This window comes from Herbaspirillum sp. SJZ106 (assembly GCF_006715495.1).
Classification (GTDB): Bacteria; Pseudomonadota; Gammaproteobacteria; order Burkholderiales; family Burkholderiaceae_D; genus Herbaspirillum.
In genome coordinates this window covers 123400-138261 of sequence record NZ_VFNI01000005.1, presented here as the reverse complement: position 1 = coordinate 138261, position 14862 = coordinate 123400, and the positions used below count along the sequence as shown (strand labels likewise).

Below are 14862 nucleotides of genomic sequence, written 5' to 3'. Positions count from 1 at the left end.
ACGACTTTCTTCCTTGAAAACCGCAGCAACCGTCGATCATGGCAACTACAAATAACCAGACTAAACGCAGTGCCCGCTCCGCCCCATCCACCGCTCGTTCCGGCAACACCAAGGCCGCCACCGCCGCCAAACCCGCCCGCAGCACCGACAAAGACGCGCCGCTGAAAGAGGACATCCGCCTCCTGGGCCGCCTGCTCGGCGAAGTGGTGCGCGAACAGGAAGGCGACGAGGTCTTCGACGTGGTCGAAACCATCCGCCAGACCGCCGTGCGCTTTCGCCGCGAATCCGACGCCAAGGCCGGCGCCGAGCTCGACAAGTTGCTCAAGAAGCTTACCCGCGACCAGACCAATTCCGTGGTGCGCGCCTTCTCGTATTTCTCGCACCTGGCCAACATCGCCGAAGACCAGCACCACAACCGTCGCCGACGCGCGCACTTGCTGGCCGGTTCGGCGCCGCAGCCCGGCAGCGTGGCCTATGCGCTCTCGCGGCTGGACGATACCGGCGTTTCCGGCACGCAGGTGCGCTCCTTCTTGAAAGAGTCGCTGATCTCGCCGGTGCTGACCGCCCACCCCACCGAAGTGCAGCGCAAGAGCATCCTCGATGCCGAGCGCGAGATCGCGCGCCTGGTGGCCGAACGCGACAACCCGCTCACGCCCAAGGAACTGCGCCACAACACCGAACTGCTGCGCGCGCGCATCGCCACGCTGTGGCAGACGCGCATGCTGCGCTATACCAAGCTGACGGTGGCCGATGAAATCGAAAACGCCCTGTCCTACTACCGCATCACCTTCCTGCGCGAACTGCCAGCGCTGTACGACGACATCGAAGGCGAGATCGACAGCCAGTTCCCCGCTCGTGCCAGATCAAGCGCCAAGTCGCTCGGCGGCGCCGAGCTGCCGCCTTACCTGCAGATGGGCAGCTGGATCGGCGGCGACCGCGACGGCAACCCCAACGTCAATGCCGGCACCATGCAGCATGCGTTGAAGCGCCAGTCCGCCACCATCTTCGACTATTACCTGGAAGAAGTGCACACGCTGGGCGCCGAGCTGTCGATCTCGACGCTGATGGTCGATGCCAGCCCGGAACTGCTGGCGCTGGCCGCGGCCTCGCCCGACCATTCCGACCACCGCGCCGACGAGCCCTACCGCCGCGCGCTGATCGGCGTGTACGCGCGCCTGGCGGCCACCGCCCGCGCGCTGGGCGTGGTCAACATCCTACGCCAGGAAGTCGGCGCCGCCGCCCCCTACGGCACACCGGCCGAATGCGTGGCCGAACTGGATGTGCTGGTCGCCTCGCTGCAGGCCAACCACGGCGCCGCGCTGGTCAAGCCGCGCCTGGCCGGCCTCAAGCGGGCGGTGGAAATCTTCGGCTTCCACCTGGCCACGCTGGACATGCGCCAGAGCTCCGACATCCACGAGCGCGTGCTGGCCGAGCTGTTCGCCAAGGCCCAGGTCGAAAGCGACTACGCAAGCCTGGCCGAAGAGCGCAAGGTGGCGCTGCTGCTGGGCGAACTGGGCAAGCCGCGCCTGCTGTACTCGCCCTACCTGGAATACGCCGACGAAACCAATTCCGAGCTGAGCATCCTGCGCACCGCGCGCGAAATCCGCCGCCGCTATGGCGAGCGCGCCATCCGCAACTACATCATCTCGCACACCGAGACCCTGTCCGACTTGCTGGAAGTGCTGCTGCTGCAAAAGGAAACCGGCCTCCTGCACATCGAAGGCAACCAGTTGAAGGAACTGGAGCTGATGGTCATCCCGCTGTTCGAGACCATCCCCGACCTGCGCTGCGCGGCCGGCATCATGGGCGGCTGGCTGGCGCTGCCGCAGGTCAAGCCGCTCATCGCCCGCCAGGGCAAGCTGCAGGAAGTCATGCTGGGCTATTCGGACTCCAACAAGGATGGCGGTTTCCTGACCTCCAACTGGGAGCTGTACAAGGCCGAGAACCAGCTGGTGGCGCTGTTCAATGAGGCCGGCGTCAAGCTGCGCCTGTTCCACGGCCGCGGCGGCACCGTCGGCCGCGGCGGCGGCCCCAGCTACCAGGCCATCCTGGCGCAGCCGCCGGGCACCGTGAACGGCCAGATCCGCCTGACCGAGCAAGGCGAAATCATCGCCTCCAAGTTTTCCAATCCGGAAATCGGGCGCCGCAACCTTGAACTGCTGGTCGCGGCCACGCTGGAAGCCAGCCTGATGCCGCCAGCCACCGATGCCAAGGAAACCCGCAAGCTGGCCGAGTACGAACGCGTGATGGAAGAGCTTTCCGAACGCGCCTACCGCGCCTACCGCAACTTGGTCTACGAAACGCCCGGCTTCACCGACTACTTCTTCGCGGCCACGCCGATCGCCGAGATCGCCCAGCTCAACATCGGCTCGCGCCCGGCCTCGCGCAAGGCCACCCAGCGCATCGAAGACCTGCGCGCCATTCCCTGGGGCTTCTCATGGGGCCAGTGCCGTCTGCTGTTCCCGGGCTGGTACGGTTTCGGCAGCGCGGTCTCGGGCTGGCTGGCCGATGCCGGCAACGCCAAGGAAAGCGCCCGCCGCCTGGCCACGCTGCGCGGAATGTGCAAGGAGTGGCCATTTTTCGCCGCCCTGCTGTCCAATATGGACATGGTGCTGTCCAAGACCGATCTCGCCGTGGCGTCGCGCTATGCCGGGCTGGTGGCCGACCGCAAGCTGCGCAACGCCATCTTCGGGCGCATCGCCGATGAGCATGAACGCACCAGCGCCATGCTCAGCACCGTCACCGGCAGCAAGGAACGCCTGGCCGCCAACCCGCTGCTGGCGCGCTCGATCAAGAACCGCTTCGCCTATCTCGATCCGCTCAACCACCTGCAGGTCGAACTGATCAAGCGCTACCGCACCGCCATCGCCGCCGGCCGGGCGCCGGAAGAACGCGTGCAGCGCGGCATCCACCTGACCATCAACGGCGTCGCCGCCGGCCTGCGCAATACCGGTTGATCGTCGCCCCCTCCCCGGCATGGCCGGCCAGCAACGGCTGGCCGGCCATGCCGCTCATCCCCTCTTCGCTTTTCCCGTGCCGGCCCATGACAGGCCGGCACGGGCCTTCCTGTTCCGGCAACCTTTCCCGCCCGCCTGGAAAAAGATGAAACGCCCCGTCTCAAGAACTGCGTTTCCTTGCCGTTAACGTTTCGTCAGGGGTGTATCTGGCAGCCGGGCAACTGTGTTGCGCCTGCCGTACAGCTGGGTGTTTTCATGCGCCGGATCGGTTTTTTGCGCCAAAAGGATCTGCCGTAACCTCAGCGCCGCCCTCCAATTTTGTAAAATGGAATCTCATCAGGATTTCAACCGCAGCTGTCGCAGCCGGGGTGTTGGCTTTATCGAAAGACCAACATGTACGGCGCGTGGAGACAAGCCGAGAACGGCGGCGCGGGCATCGACACGAGGAATCACACAACATGCGTATCCGGGGAAAATCTCTCGTCTCGTTTTGCGTCGGCGCTCTCTTTTTCGCAGCCGCGCCCGTGTTCGCCCAGACCGCGCCCAATGCCGCGCCGTCGGCGCAGCTGGTTGCCGAACGCGTCTCGCTGACCAGCGTCGACGGCAAAGGCGGCAAAGCCACCGCGCTGTATGGCGTGTGGATCAAGGCGCGCAAAACGGCATCCACTGACAAGAATGGCAAGCGCCCGACCGTCATCGCCCTGCATGGTTGCGGCGGCCTGTACAGCATGATCCGCGAAGGCAAGGGCGAATTCACGCCGCGCCACCTGGCCATGGCGCGCGTGCTCACCGATGCCGGCTACAACGTGCTGTTCCCGGACAGCTTCACGCCGCGCGGCCGGCGCTCGATCTGCCAGGACAATGCCACCCAGCGCGAAGCCAGCGTCATGAACCGGCGTTACGATGTGCAGGCGGCGCTGCACTGGGTCACTTCCCAACCCGATGTCGACATGTCGCGCGTGGCGCTGCTGGGCTGGTCGCATGGCGCCAGCACCGTGCTGGCCGCGATGAACCTGGCCGACACCGATGTGGCCGTGCGCAAGGTGCAGCCGCGCGCCGCCGTGGCTTTCTATCCGAACTGCCAACCCTACGCCAAGCCCGGCACGCCGTTCAAGCCGGCCGCGCCGCTGCTGGTCCTGATGGGCGAGAACGACGACTGGACGCCACCCCAGGCTTGCGAAGCGATGGAAAAGAAGATGGAAGGCAGCGATACCGAAATCGCCTTGCGCCTGTATCCGGACACCTACCATGACTTCGATGCCCCGGGACTGCCGGTCCATGTGCGCATGGACATCAACGGCATCGGCAAGCCCGGCTCGGGCGTGACCAGCGGCAGCAATCCGGACGCGCGCGCGATGGCCTACCGGTCGATGCTGAACTTCCTCGAAGCCAAGCTCAACTAAGAACCTGTTGACGATACCTCCGAGGTTGTCGGGTCGCCGTCGCACCGCCACGCGACGCCCGCCCCAAAAAAATGCCGGCACATTTTGTGTGCCGGCATTTTTGTTGAGCGACGATTGGCGCGTCAGTCGATCATGTCCCGCATGCCCTCGCCCAGCTCGGCCAGCGGCGGCATTTCCTCGGTGAAGGTTTCCAGCGTCAGGCCCAGCTTTCCGGCCACCTCGGCCGGGAAGGTCGACTCCAGTTCATCGGCCGAATACCGGTTCTCTTCGGCGCGGGCGCGCCAGGCGGCCAGGTGCACGATGGCGGCGAACTGGTCGAACTTGCCTTCCAGCGGCTGCGGGAAGGCCTTGATCACTTGCGAGAACTCGTCCGGGAAGCGCCAGCGCTTGGCCAGCTCGGCGCCGACGTCGGAAAAATCGTAGCCGAAGGATTTGCGCTCCACCTCCAGGCGGCGCGCATCCAGCGGCCCCGCGATCTTGTCTACCTGCAATGCCTGCTCCGGCATGCCGGCATGCATCACCAACTGGCCGATGGCGTGCATCAGGCCGACAATGAAGGCGAAATCGGAATTGGCCCTGACCCGCTTGGCCAGCCACCTGGAAATGATGGCGGTGTCCAGGCTATAGCGCCAGAACAGCTTGAGGTCCACCCCCGGCAGCTTCTTGAAGCTGCCCGCCATGCCGGTGGACACCACCAGCGTGCGCACGGTCATGAAACCCAGCATCAGCACCGCGTCCTCGACGGTGCCGATGGTGCGCGAGACATGGTAGTAGGATGAGTTGGCCAGGCGCAGGATCTTGGCGCTGAGCACCTGGTCTGCCGTCAGTTTCTTGCCGATCTCTTCGATGGAGACGGATTCGTTGTTGAAGCTTTCGATGACTTCCTGCACCACCCTGGGAATGCTGGGCAATGCGGTTTGCTGCTGGAACAGTGCCTCCAGATTCATGACCATTTCTCCTGTATCAGTAAGACGACCCCCGAACATCTTTCCAATCTCTCAGCGAGTGCCGCTTAACTTTCCCCTTGCTTTCCAGTTGAGCCGGCCAGTCATCGCGGCTCAAGTATAGCGACTTGATTTGCCAATCATGCAAGCTTTTTACGGGTTGCATTACGGGTTGCATTCTGGGCTGCCGACAGGCTGCTCAGGAGCGGCATGCGCCAGCGATGCCGCACGGAAATATCGTGTGCGTCGCATCAGGTGATGGGAATCCGAAAACGGGAAGAGGGAAAAACATGCATGCCGCAGTGCGGCAGATGCGAAAAAGCCGCGGCACGCAGCATTTCCGGCTGCCGCGACATGGCTTGACGCTGCCGCGCTTGCTATAATCGCCCATTCTCCGGAATTCCCAATATGACAGACCAATTTTCGAAAAAAGGCGAAGCCTGGTCGGCTCGCTTTTCTGAACCCGTCTCCGACCTCGTCAAGCGCTATACCGCATCGGTCTTCTTCGACAACCGCCTGGCCCAGGTCGATATCCAGGGCTCGCTGGCCCATGCCGAGATGCTGGCCCACCAGGGCATCATCAGCGCCGCCGACTACGCTGACATCCAGCGCGGCATGGCGCAGATCAAGGGCGAGATCGACGCCGGCAAGTTCGAATGGCTGCTGGATCTGGAAGACGTCCACCTCAACATCGAAAAGCGCCTGACCGAACTGGTCGGCGACGCCGGCAAACGCCTGCACACCGGCCGTTCGCGCAACGACCAGGTCGCCACAGACATCCGCCTCTACATGCGCGGCGCCGTGGACGACATCATCGGCCTGCTGCGCGAGTTGCGCGGCGCCCTGCTGGACCTGGCCGAACAGCACGCCGACACCATCCTGCCGGGCTTTACCCACATGCAGGTGGCGCAGCCGATCACCTTCGGCCACCACGTGCTGGCCTATGTCGAGATGTTCGGCCGCGACGCCGAACGCATGGCCGACGCCAGGAAGCGCATCAACCGCCTGCCGCTGGGCGCCGCGGCGCTGGCCGGCACCACCTTCCCGATCGATCGCCTGCGCGTGGCCAGGACGCTGGGCTTCGACGACGTCTGCCGCAACTCGCTGGACGCCGTCTCCGACCGCGATTTCGCCATCGAATTCTGCGCCGCCGCCGCGCTGGTGATGACCCACATCTCGCGCATGTCCGAAGAGCTGGTGATCTGGATGAGCCCGCGCGTGGGCTTCATCGACATCGCCGACCGCTTCTGCACCGGCTCCTCGATCATGCCGCAGAAGAAGAATCCGGACGTGCCCGAACTGGCGCGCGGCAAGACCGGCCGCGTCAACGGCCACCTGGTGTCGCTGCTGACCCTGATGAAGGGCCAGCCGCTGGCCTACAACAAGGACAACCAGGAAGACAAGGAACCGCTGTTCGACACCGTCGACACCCTGACCGACACGCTGCGCATCTTCGCCGACATGGCGCGCGGCATCAGCGTCAAGCCGGACGCCATGCGCGCGGCCGCGCTGCAGGGCTACGCCACCGCCACCGACCTGGCCGACTACCTGGTCAAGAAGGGCCTGCCCTTCCGCGACGCCCACGAAGCCGTCGCGCACGCGGTGCGCACCTGCGTGGACAAGGGCTGCGACCTGGCCGACCTGTCGCTGGACGAGCTGCGCGCATTCTCGTCGCTGGTCGGCGAGGATGTGTTCGAGGTACTGACGCTGGAAGGCTCGGTCGCCGCGCGCGACCACATCGGCGGCACCGCGCCCAACCAGGTGCGTGCGGCCATTGCGCATATCCGCAACGAATTGAAGAACTGAAGCAAGCACCACCCGCCAGCCCTTCGGGACTGGATTCGCATGCCGCTGCGATGCGCCCTATCCGGACGCATTGAAGCGGGTTGTAAAAGCCGGCGCGCGTATTTTTGGGATATGCTGTGCCGGCTGTATCGAAAGAGGCCGCAAAACGGTCTTCAGAGGATGGAGCACAAGTCCCGTTATCCCGGGCGCCTTTTGCATCATCCTCGATGAAGGAATCACTGTAAGAACCCGCGCCGGTCTGCACGGGAGGCGACAGCCGATTTCTACAATATCTAACTGAGGAGAGAACTCGATGCAATTCAATACCATGCTCAAGACCATTCCCGCGCTGCTGCTGGGCGCGACCCTGTCGACCGGCGCACTGGCCGCCGACATCAAGCTGGGCGTCGCCGAAGCGCTGACCGGTCCGGCCGCCAAGTACGGCGTGGCCATCAAGAACGGCTTCACCCTGGCCGCCGAGGAAGTCAACGCCAAGGGCGGCATCAACGGCAACAAGCTGGCCCTGGTGATCGAAGACGAACAAGGCAAGAAGGAAGAAGCCATCAACGTCTTCAAGAAACTGATTTTCCAGGACAAGGTGCTGGCGGTATTCGGCCCCACCCTGTCGAACTCGGCCTTCGCCGCCGACCCGATCGCCAACGCCGCCAAGGTCGTGGCTTTCGGCACCAGCAACACGGCTGACGGCATCACCGCGATGGGCCCGTTCACCTTCCGCAACTCCGTGATGGAAGCCGACGTGCTGCCGGTCACCGTGAAGGCTGCCGTGAAGCACTTCGGCATCAAGAAGGTCGCCGTGATCTACGGTAACGACGACGCCTTCACCAAGTCCGGCTACGACGTCTTCAAGGCCACGCTGGAACAGCAGAAGATCCCGACCACCACCACCGAGGCCTATGCCAAGGGCGACGTCGACTTCAAGGCCCAGCTGACCAAGATCAAGGCCGGCAATCCGGACGCCATCGTCTGCTCCTGCCTGGCCGAGGAAGCCGCCAACATCATCCTGCAGACCCGCGCGCTGGGCATGAAGCAGCCCTTCATCGGCGGCAACGGCCTGAACTCGCCGAAGCTGTTCGAGATCGCCAAGGACGCCGGCGACAATACCCTGATGGGCAGCCCCTGGTCGTCGGAAAACCTGACCCCGGTCAACAAGGCCTTCATCGCGGCCTACAAGGCCAAGTTCGGTTCCGATCCCGACCAGTTCGCGGCACAGGCCTACGATGCCCTGTACATCATGGCTGAAGCGCTGAAGAACGTGAAGCTGTCGGGCAACCTGGCCAACGACCGCGACGCCGTGCGCAAGGCGCTGCCCACGGTGAAGATCGAAGGCGCGACCGGCAAGTTCGCGTTCCGTCCAGCTCCGGCCGTCGCCGGCAAGCAGGTGGGCTTCGACGCCGACCAGGAAGCGATCGTCAACATCGCCAAGGGCGGCAAGTTCGTCCTGCTGAAGTAATTCGGCATCGGCAATACGCAAGCACGCAGCGAAACTCTCCTGAGTTGCGGTACCGCATGGCCGGCCTCTTGGCCGGTCATGCGCATCCCCGCAGACGCACCAAGGATCGCCGGCTGCCATCCGGTTTGAACAGAACGGAAACCAGAACAGGCCTGTAACGAGAAAGGGCCGCACTTCCGATGTAACGAGGGATACATCGCCCGCCTGACCGGGACAAGCCAGGCGCGAGAGCGATTCCCATTACCTATCGCAGGCTCTATGTTAGAACAACAGCTCATCAATGCCCTCTCGCTGGGCAGCGTGTATGCGCTCTTCGCGCTCGGTTTCACGCTGGTCTTCGGCGTGCTGGGCGTGATCAACCTTTCGCACGGCGCGATCTTCATGCTGGGCAGCTACGCCGCCCTGCTGCTGGTCGAGCAGATGGCGCTGCCGCTGTGGCTGGCGCTGGTCCTGGCCATGGTCGCCACCGGCCTGCTCGGCCTCATCATCGACGTGCTGGTCCTCAAGCCCTTGCGCCGCCGCAACGCGCCGCACCTGATCCCGATGATCGCCACCATCGGCGTGGCCATCATGATCACCAACATCGCGCAGGGCCTGTTCGGCGCCGAGAACAAGCGCTTCCCGGTCGGCACCATCCCCGAGGAAAGCGTCAGCCTGGGCAACCTGCACATCACTGCGGTGCAAGTGGCTATCGTGGTGATCGCCTTCGTGCTGATGGTGGTGCTGCTGGGCGTGATGCGCAAGACCCAGCTCGGCCGCGCGCTGCGCGCCATCGCCGAGTCGCCCAAGGCGGCTTACCTGCTGGGCATCAACGTCGAGGGCCTGTTCCTGCTGACCTCGTTCGCCGCCGCCGCGCTGGGCGGCGCCGCCGGCGTGCTGGTGGGCGTGTCGTTCAACGCGATCTCACCCTTCATGGGCCAGCCAATGCTGCACAAGGGCATCGCCGTGATCATCCTGGGCGGCATGGGCGACATCCGCGGCGCGATGATCGGCGGCCTGTTCCTCGGTTTCGCCGAGGTGCTGACGGTGGCCTATATCTCGAGCGACTTCCGCGACGCGGTGGCCTTCGGCCTCCTGTTCCTGATCCTGCTGGTCAAGCCGTCCGGCATGTTTGGCAAAGTGCTGGAAAGAAAGGCATAAGACCATGAGCTTTATGGAATGGTGGGATGGCTTCTGGGCCACCTACAACACAGTCATTTTCAGCATCGGCGTCAACGCCATGCTGGCCCTGTCGATCTATGTGACGCTGTCGTGCGGCCTGCTGTCGCTGGCCAACGCGGCGTTCATGGGCATCGGCGCCTACACCGCGTCGCTGCTGACGATGCAGTTCGAGATGCCCTTCCCGGTCGCGCTGGCCGCCGGCGGCGTGCTGCCTTCGCTGGTGGCATTGGCGATCGGCATCCCGACCCTGCGCCTGTCGGGCGTCTACCTCGCGATGGCCACGCTGGGCTTCGGCGAAGTGGTGCGCGTGATCGTGCTGAACCTGGAGATTACCGGCGGCCCGATGGGGCTGAACGGCGTGCCGCCGCTGACCGAATGGTGGCACATCGTGCTGCTGCTGGGCGTGACCATCTATTGCCTGGCGCGCCTGCGTCGCTCCAAGACCGGCCGCGCCTTCGAGGCGATCAAGGAAGACGAGGTGGCGGCGCGCCTGATGGGCGTGAACGTGGCCGGCTACAAGCTGCTGGCCTTTGTCATCGGCGCGGCCATCGCCGGCGTGGCCGGCGGCCTGAACGCCCACTTCACCTTCACCATCGGCCCCAACAACTACGGCTTCGAAAACGCGGTCGACATCCTGACCATGGCAGTGTTCGGCGGCACCAGCAACCTGATCGGCCCGATGATCGGTTCGACCATCCTCTCGCTGCTGCCCGAAGTGCTGCGCCACTTCAAGGACTTCCGGCTGGCTATCAACGGCCTGATCCTGATCCTGGTGGTGCTGTACCTGCCCAAGGGCATCTGGGACCCGCGCCGCATTCGCGCGATCCTGGGCCGCAACGCTGCTGACAAGAAGGTGAAGTGATGCTCTTAGAACTCAAGCAGATCAGCAAGAACTTCGGCGGCCTGCAGGTGCTGCAAGGCGTCGATTTCAACGTCCGCGAAGGCGAGATCTTCGGCCTGATCGGCCCCAACGGCGCCGGCAAGACCACCGTCTTCAACCTCATCACCGGCCTGCTGCGCGCCTCTTCCGGCAGCATCGCCTTCAACGGCGAAGACATCGGCGAGGTCGCCCCGCACAAGATCACCGAACGCGGCATCGCGCGCACCTTCCAGAACATCCGCGTGTTCAAGGAAATGACGCTGCTGGAAAACGTGGTGGTCGGCATGCACGACCACCTCAACTACGGCGTGGCCGGCATGCTGTTCAACCTGGGAGGCTTTCGCAAGGCCGAACAGGAAGCGCGCGAGCGCGCGCTGGAACTGCTGTCCTGGGTGCGCCTGGAGCACAAGGCGCACATGCTGGCCGACAGCCTCTCCTACGGCGAGCAGCGCAAGCTGGAGTTCGCCCGGGCGCTGGCGACCAGGCCCAGGCTCTTGCTGCTGGACGAGCCGGTGGCCGGCATGAACCCGGCGGAAAAGACCGAACTGATGGCCGAGATCGTCAACATCAAAGAGCGCGGCTTCACGATCTTCATGATCGAGCACGACATGCGCTTCGTGATGGGCCTGTGCGAACGCATCGCGGTGCTCAACTTCGGCAAGATCATCGCCGAAGGCACGCCGGACCAGATCAAGAACAACCAGGAAGTGATCGAGGCCTACCTCGGCAAGGAAGAAGCATGACAGGCAACAGCAAACCCATCCTGCAGATCGAGGACCTGGCCGTCGCCTACGGCCACATCGAGGCGGTCAAGGGCATCAGCCTGACCTTGAACGAGGGCGAGATCACCGCGCTGGTCGGCGCCAACGGCGCCGGCAAGAGCACCTCGCTGCTGGCCATCTCGGGCCTGGTGAAGGCGCAGCGCGGCCGTGTGCTGTACAGAGGGGAAAAAAACGAGGGCGACGATCTGGTGCAGATGTCGCCGCACCGGATCGTCGAAGCCGGCGTGGTGCAGGTGGCCGAAGGCCGCGCCACGCTGACCACGCTGACGGTCGAGGAAAACCTCGCGCTGGGCGCCTATACCCGCAAGGATAAGGACGGCGTGGCGCGCGACCTGGACTGGGTGTATTCCCTGTTCCCGGTGCTGAAGAACCGCGCCGCCGGCCTGGCCGGCAACCTCTCCGGCGGCGAGCAGCAGATGCTGGCGATCGGCCGCGCGCTGATGGCCAGGCCCAAGGTGCTGCTGCTGGACGAACCGTCGATGGGCCTGGCGCCACTGATCATCCAGGAAATCTTCCGCATCGTGCAGGAGATCAACAAGACCGGCATGACGGTGCTGCTGGTGGAACAGAACGTGCGCCAGGCGCTGCGCATCGCGCAACGCGGCTACGTGCTGGAGACCGGCAAGATCGTGCTGGAAGACACCGGCGCCAACCTGCTGGGCAACCCGAAGGTGGTGGAAGCGTATCTGGGCGGCTGAGCGCCCCGCCCGCCTTCCGGCGCAAACGGCGGCCCTTGTGCCTAATGCCGTTCAGTTAAGCCTTCCATCTGCAAATCGTCATCCCGGCGAAGGCCGGGATCCAGTGTCTTTCGTTGTGCCTCAATGGCCGTTGAACGACGCTGGACCCTGACCTTCGTCAGGGCGACGGAGAAATTTCGGCTTAACTGAACGGCATTAGGCCCTTATGCCGCCGTTTCTTTTTGCCGCCGGCGCGATTGAAAAGGCCGGATACGCATGCCGTTTGGGGCGGCTCCAAAAAATCCGTAAAAAATTCAATTCCCCTGTTGACCCCTCGCCCAATTACCCTTAATATGCAGCCTCTTTCAAGCACAGCAGCTTTATCGCCGTGTCTGATAAGCCCACGTGGCGGAATTGGTAGACGCGCATGGTTCAGGTCCATGTGCCGCGAGGTGTGGGGGTTCGAGTCCCTCCGTGGGCACCAAAACATAAAAGGTCGATTGATGAAAATCAATCGGCCTTTTGCGTTTTGGGGTGCGTTATTTCTTCTTCGTTTTTTCCTGCGGCCGCTCCACCGCGCCGCGCACTTCAAAGCGGATGCTATCCAGCTCCGTCCCCGACTTGTCCTGCAGCACGAGCACATGCTTGCCGGGCCATGGCATCCAGTCATACGCCAGTTCCTGATCCGTGTCCGCAGAAGCATTGGCAGCAATCTGCCGCACATGCACGCGACCGGAACGCAGGATGGCTTCGGGAATCACTTTGCCATCCAGCACCCAACGGCTGCCAAGCGGCGCGCCTTGCGCGCGGAAGCGGATGCGCTGGCGTGCCGGCGGGATGTCGGGATCGAGCGCCGCCAGCATGCCGCTGGTGGGGTAAGTGATGGCGGGACGGATCTCGCGCGCGCGGGCGATGCGAATGTCGGATTGCGCGGTGCCCGGCAAGAAGTATTCGGTGCGCGCCGCCTCGATGTCGTCCTCGTAGCGAATGGTGCGCGCCACCACGTTGGCGGGCTTGGCCGGCGCCGCCTCCGGCCGGCGCGTGTGCAGGTATTGCATCACCTCCTGCCACACTGGCGCGGCGCCGGTCACGCCGGACACGTCCCACATCGGCGCGCCCGAGGCGTTGCCGACCCACACCCCGACCGTATAGCGCGCCGAGTAACCGACGCACCAGTTGTCGCGCATGTCCTTCGAGGTCCCGGTCTTGACCGCGCTCCAGATGCGCGTGGACAGCGCATTCTCCAATCCGAAGGTGCGCGCGCGGGCGCTGCGGTCGGCCAGGATGTCGCCAATGATGAACGAGGCATCGGCATCCATGACCCGGGTAAAGCGGGCTGGCGCGCGGCCTTCATCAAGGCGGGTACGCAATGGCGAATACCGCCCCTGGTTGGCCAGCGCCCGATAGGCATTGGCGAGGTTGGCCAGCGTCACGTCGGCGCTGCCCAGCGCCAGGCTGTAACCGTAATAGTCCCCGCTTTCGCGCAGGTTGAAACCCAGCGCCTGCAACCGCTGGAAGAAACGTTCCGGCGTCACCGTCACCAGCGTGCGCACGGCCGGGATGTTGAGCGACGATCCCAGCGCGGTGCGCAGGCTGACCAGTCCCTTGAATTGCTTGTCGTAGTTCTGCGGAATGTAGAGCCCGGCCGAGGTGGCGAGGTTGACCGGCGAGTCGTCCAGCAACGAGGCGACGGTCATCCATTTCTTTTCGATCGCCAGTTCATACAGGAACGGCTTGAGCGTCGAGCCGGCCTGGCGCTGCGACACCACGCCGTCGACATTGGCCGCCGCCGACAGCGCGCTGCCGCTGGAGCCGACCCAGGCCAGCACCTCGCCGCTGGCGTTGTCGATGACGATCACCGCGCCGTCTTCGATGTTGCGCTCGACCAGGCCGGCCAATTGCCGGCGCAAGGCTTGCGAGGCGAAGCGCTGCAAGTCGGCGTCCAGCGTCGAGCGCAGGCGCTGGCCAGGTTGCGTGAGCAGCTTGCGCGCCAGATGGGGCGCCAGTTGCGGCGCATCGCTGGCGCCCGGCAAATCGCGGCGGGCATGGGCGCGCGCCAGCGCCAGTTCGGTGGCGCCGTCCAGCCCGTTGCATTGCTCCGACGCGCGCTCTTCCTTCAGGATCGCGCAGGCGCGTTCGAATACGCGCCGCGGCGTCGCGTTGGGCGCGCGGATCAGCGCCACCGCAATGGCCGCCTCGCTCTGATTGAGGCCGCTCGGATGCTTGCCGAACATCACGCGCGACAGCGCATGCACGCCGACCAATTCGCCGCGGAACGCCACCATGTTGAGGTAGGCCTCCAGGATCTGGTCCTTGCGCCATGAGCGTTCCAGCGCCTGCGCCACAAACGCTTGCGAGATCTTTTGCGTGACCGAACGCGGGGAAGATTTGCGGCGCAGGTCGGCATCGATCAATCCGGCCAGCTGCATGGTGATGGTGGACGCGCCGCGCGTGCGCGTGTGCCACAGGTTGCCCCAGGCGGATGCGGCCACCGCGTTCCAGTCGATGCCGCTGTGCTGGTAGAAGCGCCGGTCTTCCGAGGCGATCAGCGCATTGCGCAGCGCCGGCGATACGTCTTCCAGCCCGACCCAGGCCAGCTTGCGCTCGTCCATGTTGACGCGCTGCTGCTGCAACAGCTCGCCGTGGCGGTCGTAGAGGCTGGCTTCGGACGGCATGAAATCCCGTTTGACGTCGGCAAAGCCGGGCACGGCATGCGCGGCCGCGGGCGCCAGCAAGGCTGCCAGCAGCAGCAATCTTGCAAGCTTGCGTCCCATTGCGCATCGGATCGACATGCCTGCTCCC

At 64.5% G+C, this 14862-nt stretch carries 10 protein-coding genes and 1 tRNA gene; 9 read left to right on the top strand and 2 right to left on the bottom strand.

Annotated elements, in window-relative coordinates; translation table 11 throughout:
- Positions 1–38 precede the first annotated feature (38 nt).
- Positions 39–2957, top strand: coding sequence for a phosphoenolpyruvate carboxylase (gene ppc, locus FB598_RS16055; protein ID WP_141916329.1), 2919 nt, complete (start codon positions 39–41; stop codon positions 2955–2957).
- Positions 2958–3481: 524 nt separating this feature from the next.
- Positions 3482–4360, top strand: coding sequence for a dienelactone hydrolase family protein (locus tag FB598_RS16050; RefSeq protein ID WP_255515791.1), 879 nt, complete (start codon positions 3482–3484; stop codon positions 4358–4360).
- Positions 4361–4482: 122 nt separating this feature from the next.
- Here FB598_RS16050 and FB598_RS16045 read toward each other — a convergent pair whose 3' ends face one another.
- On the bottom strand, positions 4483–5307 hold the full coding sequence (locus FB598_RS16045) for an HDOD domain-containing protein (RefSeq protein WP_141916326.1): 825 nt from the start codon (positions 5305–5307) through the stop codon (positions 4483–4485).
- 405 nt (positions 5308–5712) lie between these two features.
- Between FB598_RS16045 and argH the strand changes: the two genes are divergently transcribed.
- From argH to FB598_RS16010, 7 genes are all read left to right on the top strand, one after another.
- Entirely contained in the window at positions 5713–7110 is a 1398-nt protein-coding gene (argH, locus tag FB598_RS16040) for an argininosuccinate lyase (RefSeq protein WP_141916324.1), read from the top strand.
- A gap of 292 nt (positions 7111–7402) precedes the next feature.
- Positions 7403–8560: an ABC transporter substrate-binding protein gene (locus tag FB598_RS16035; RefSeq protein WP_141916322.1), complete on the top strand. Its 1158-nt coding sequence runs from the start codon at positions 7403–7405 to the stop codon at positions 8558–8560.
- A 258-nt stretch (positions 8561–8818) separates the two neighbouring features.
- A complete protein-coding gene (locus FB598_RS16030) occupies positions 8819–9700 on the top strand; it encodes a branched-chain amino acid ABC transporter permease (RefSeq protein ID WP_141916320.1) in 882 nt (293 codons plus the stop codon).
- Between the two features lie 4 nt (positions 9701–9704).
- Positions 9705–10583 carry a branched-chain amino acid ABC transporter permease gene (locus FB598_RS16025; protein WP_141916318.1) on the top strand — a complete coding sequence of 293 codons (879 nt, stop codon included), beginning with the start codon at positions 9705–9707 and terminating at the stop codon, positions 10581–10583.
- Positions 10583–11344 carry an ABC transporter ATP-binding protein gene (locus FB598_RS16020; protein WP_141916316.1) on the top strand — a complete coding sequence of 254 codons (762 nt, stop codon included), beginning with the start codon at positions 10583–10585 and terminating at the stop codon, positions 11342–11344. Before FB598_RS16025 ends, FB598_RS16020 begins: the two co-directional genes overlap by 1 nt.
- Positions 11341–12081 (top strand): ABC transporter ATP-binding protein, encoded by a 741-nt coding sequence (locus tag FB598_RS16015; RefSeq protein ID WP_141916314.1) that lies wholly within the window; start codon positions 11341–11343, stop codon positions 12079–12081. Before FB598_RS16020 ends, FB598_RS16015 begins: the two co-directional genes overlap by 4 nt.
- 378 nt (positions 12082–12459) lie before the next feature.
- Positions 12460–12544 (top strand) — tRNA-Leu (locus FB598_RS16010).
- A gap of 55 nt (positions 12545–12599) precedes the next feature.
- Here FB598_RS16010 and pbpC read toward each other — a convergent pair.
- Entirely contained in the window at positions 12600–14834 is a 2235-nt protein-coding gene (gene pbpC, locus FB598_RS16005) for a penicillin-binding protein 1C (protein WP_255464068.1), read from the bottom strand.
- Positions 14835–14862: the final 28 nt, after the last annotated feature.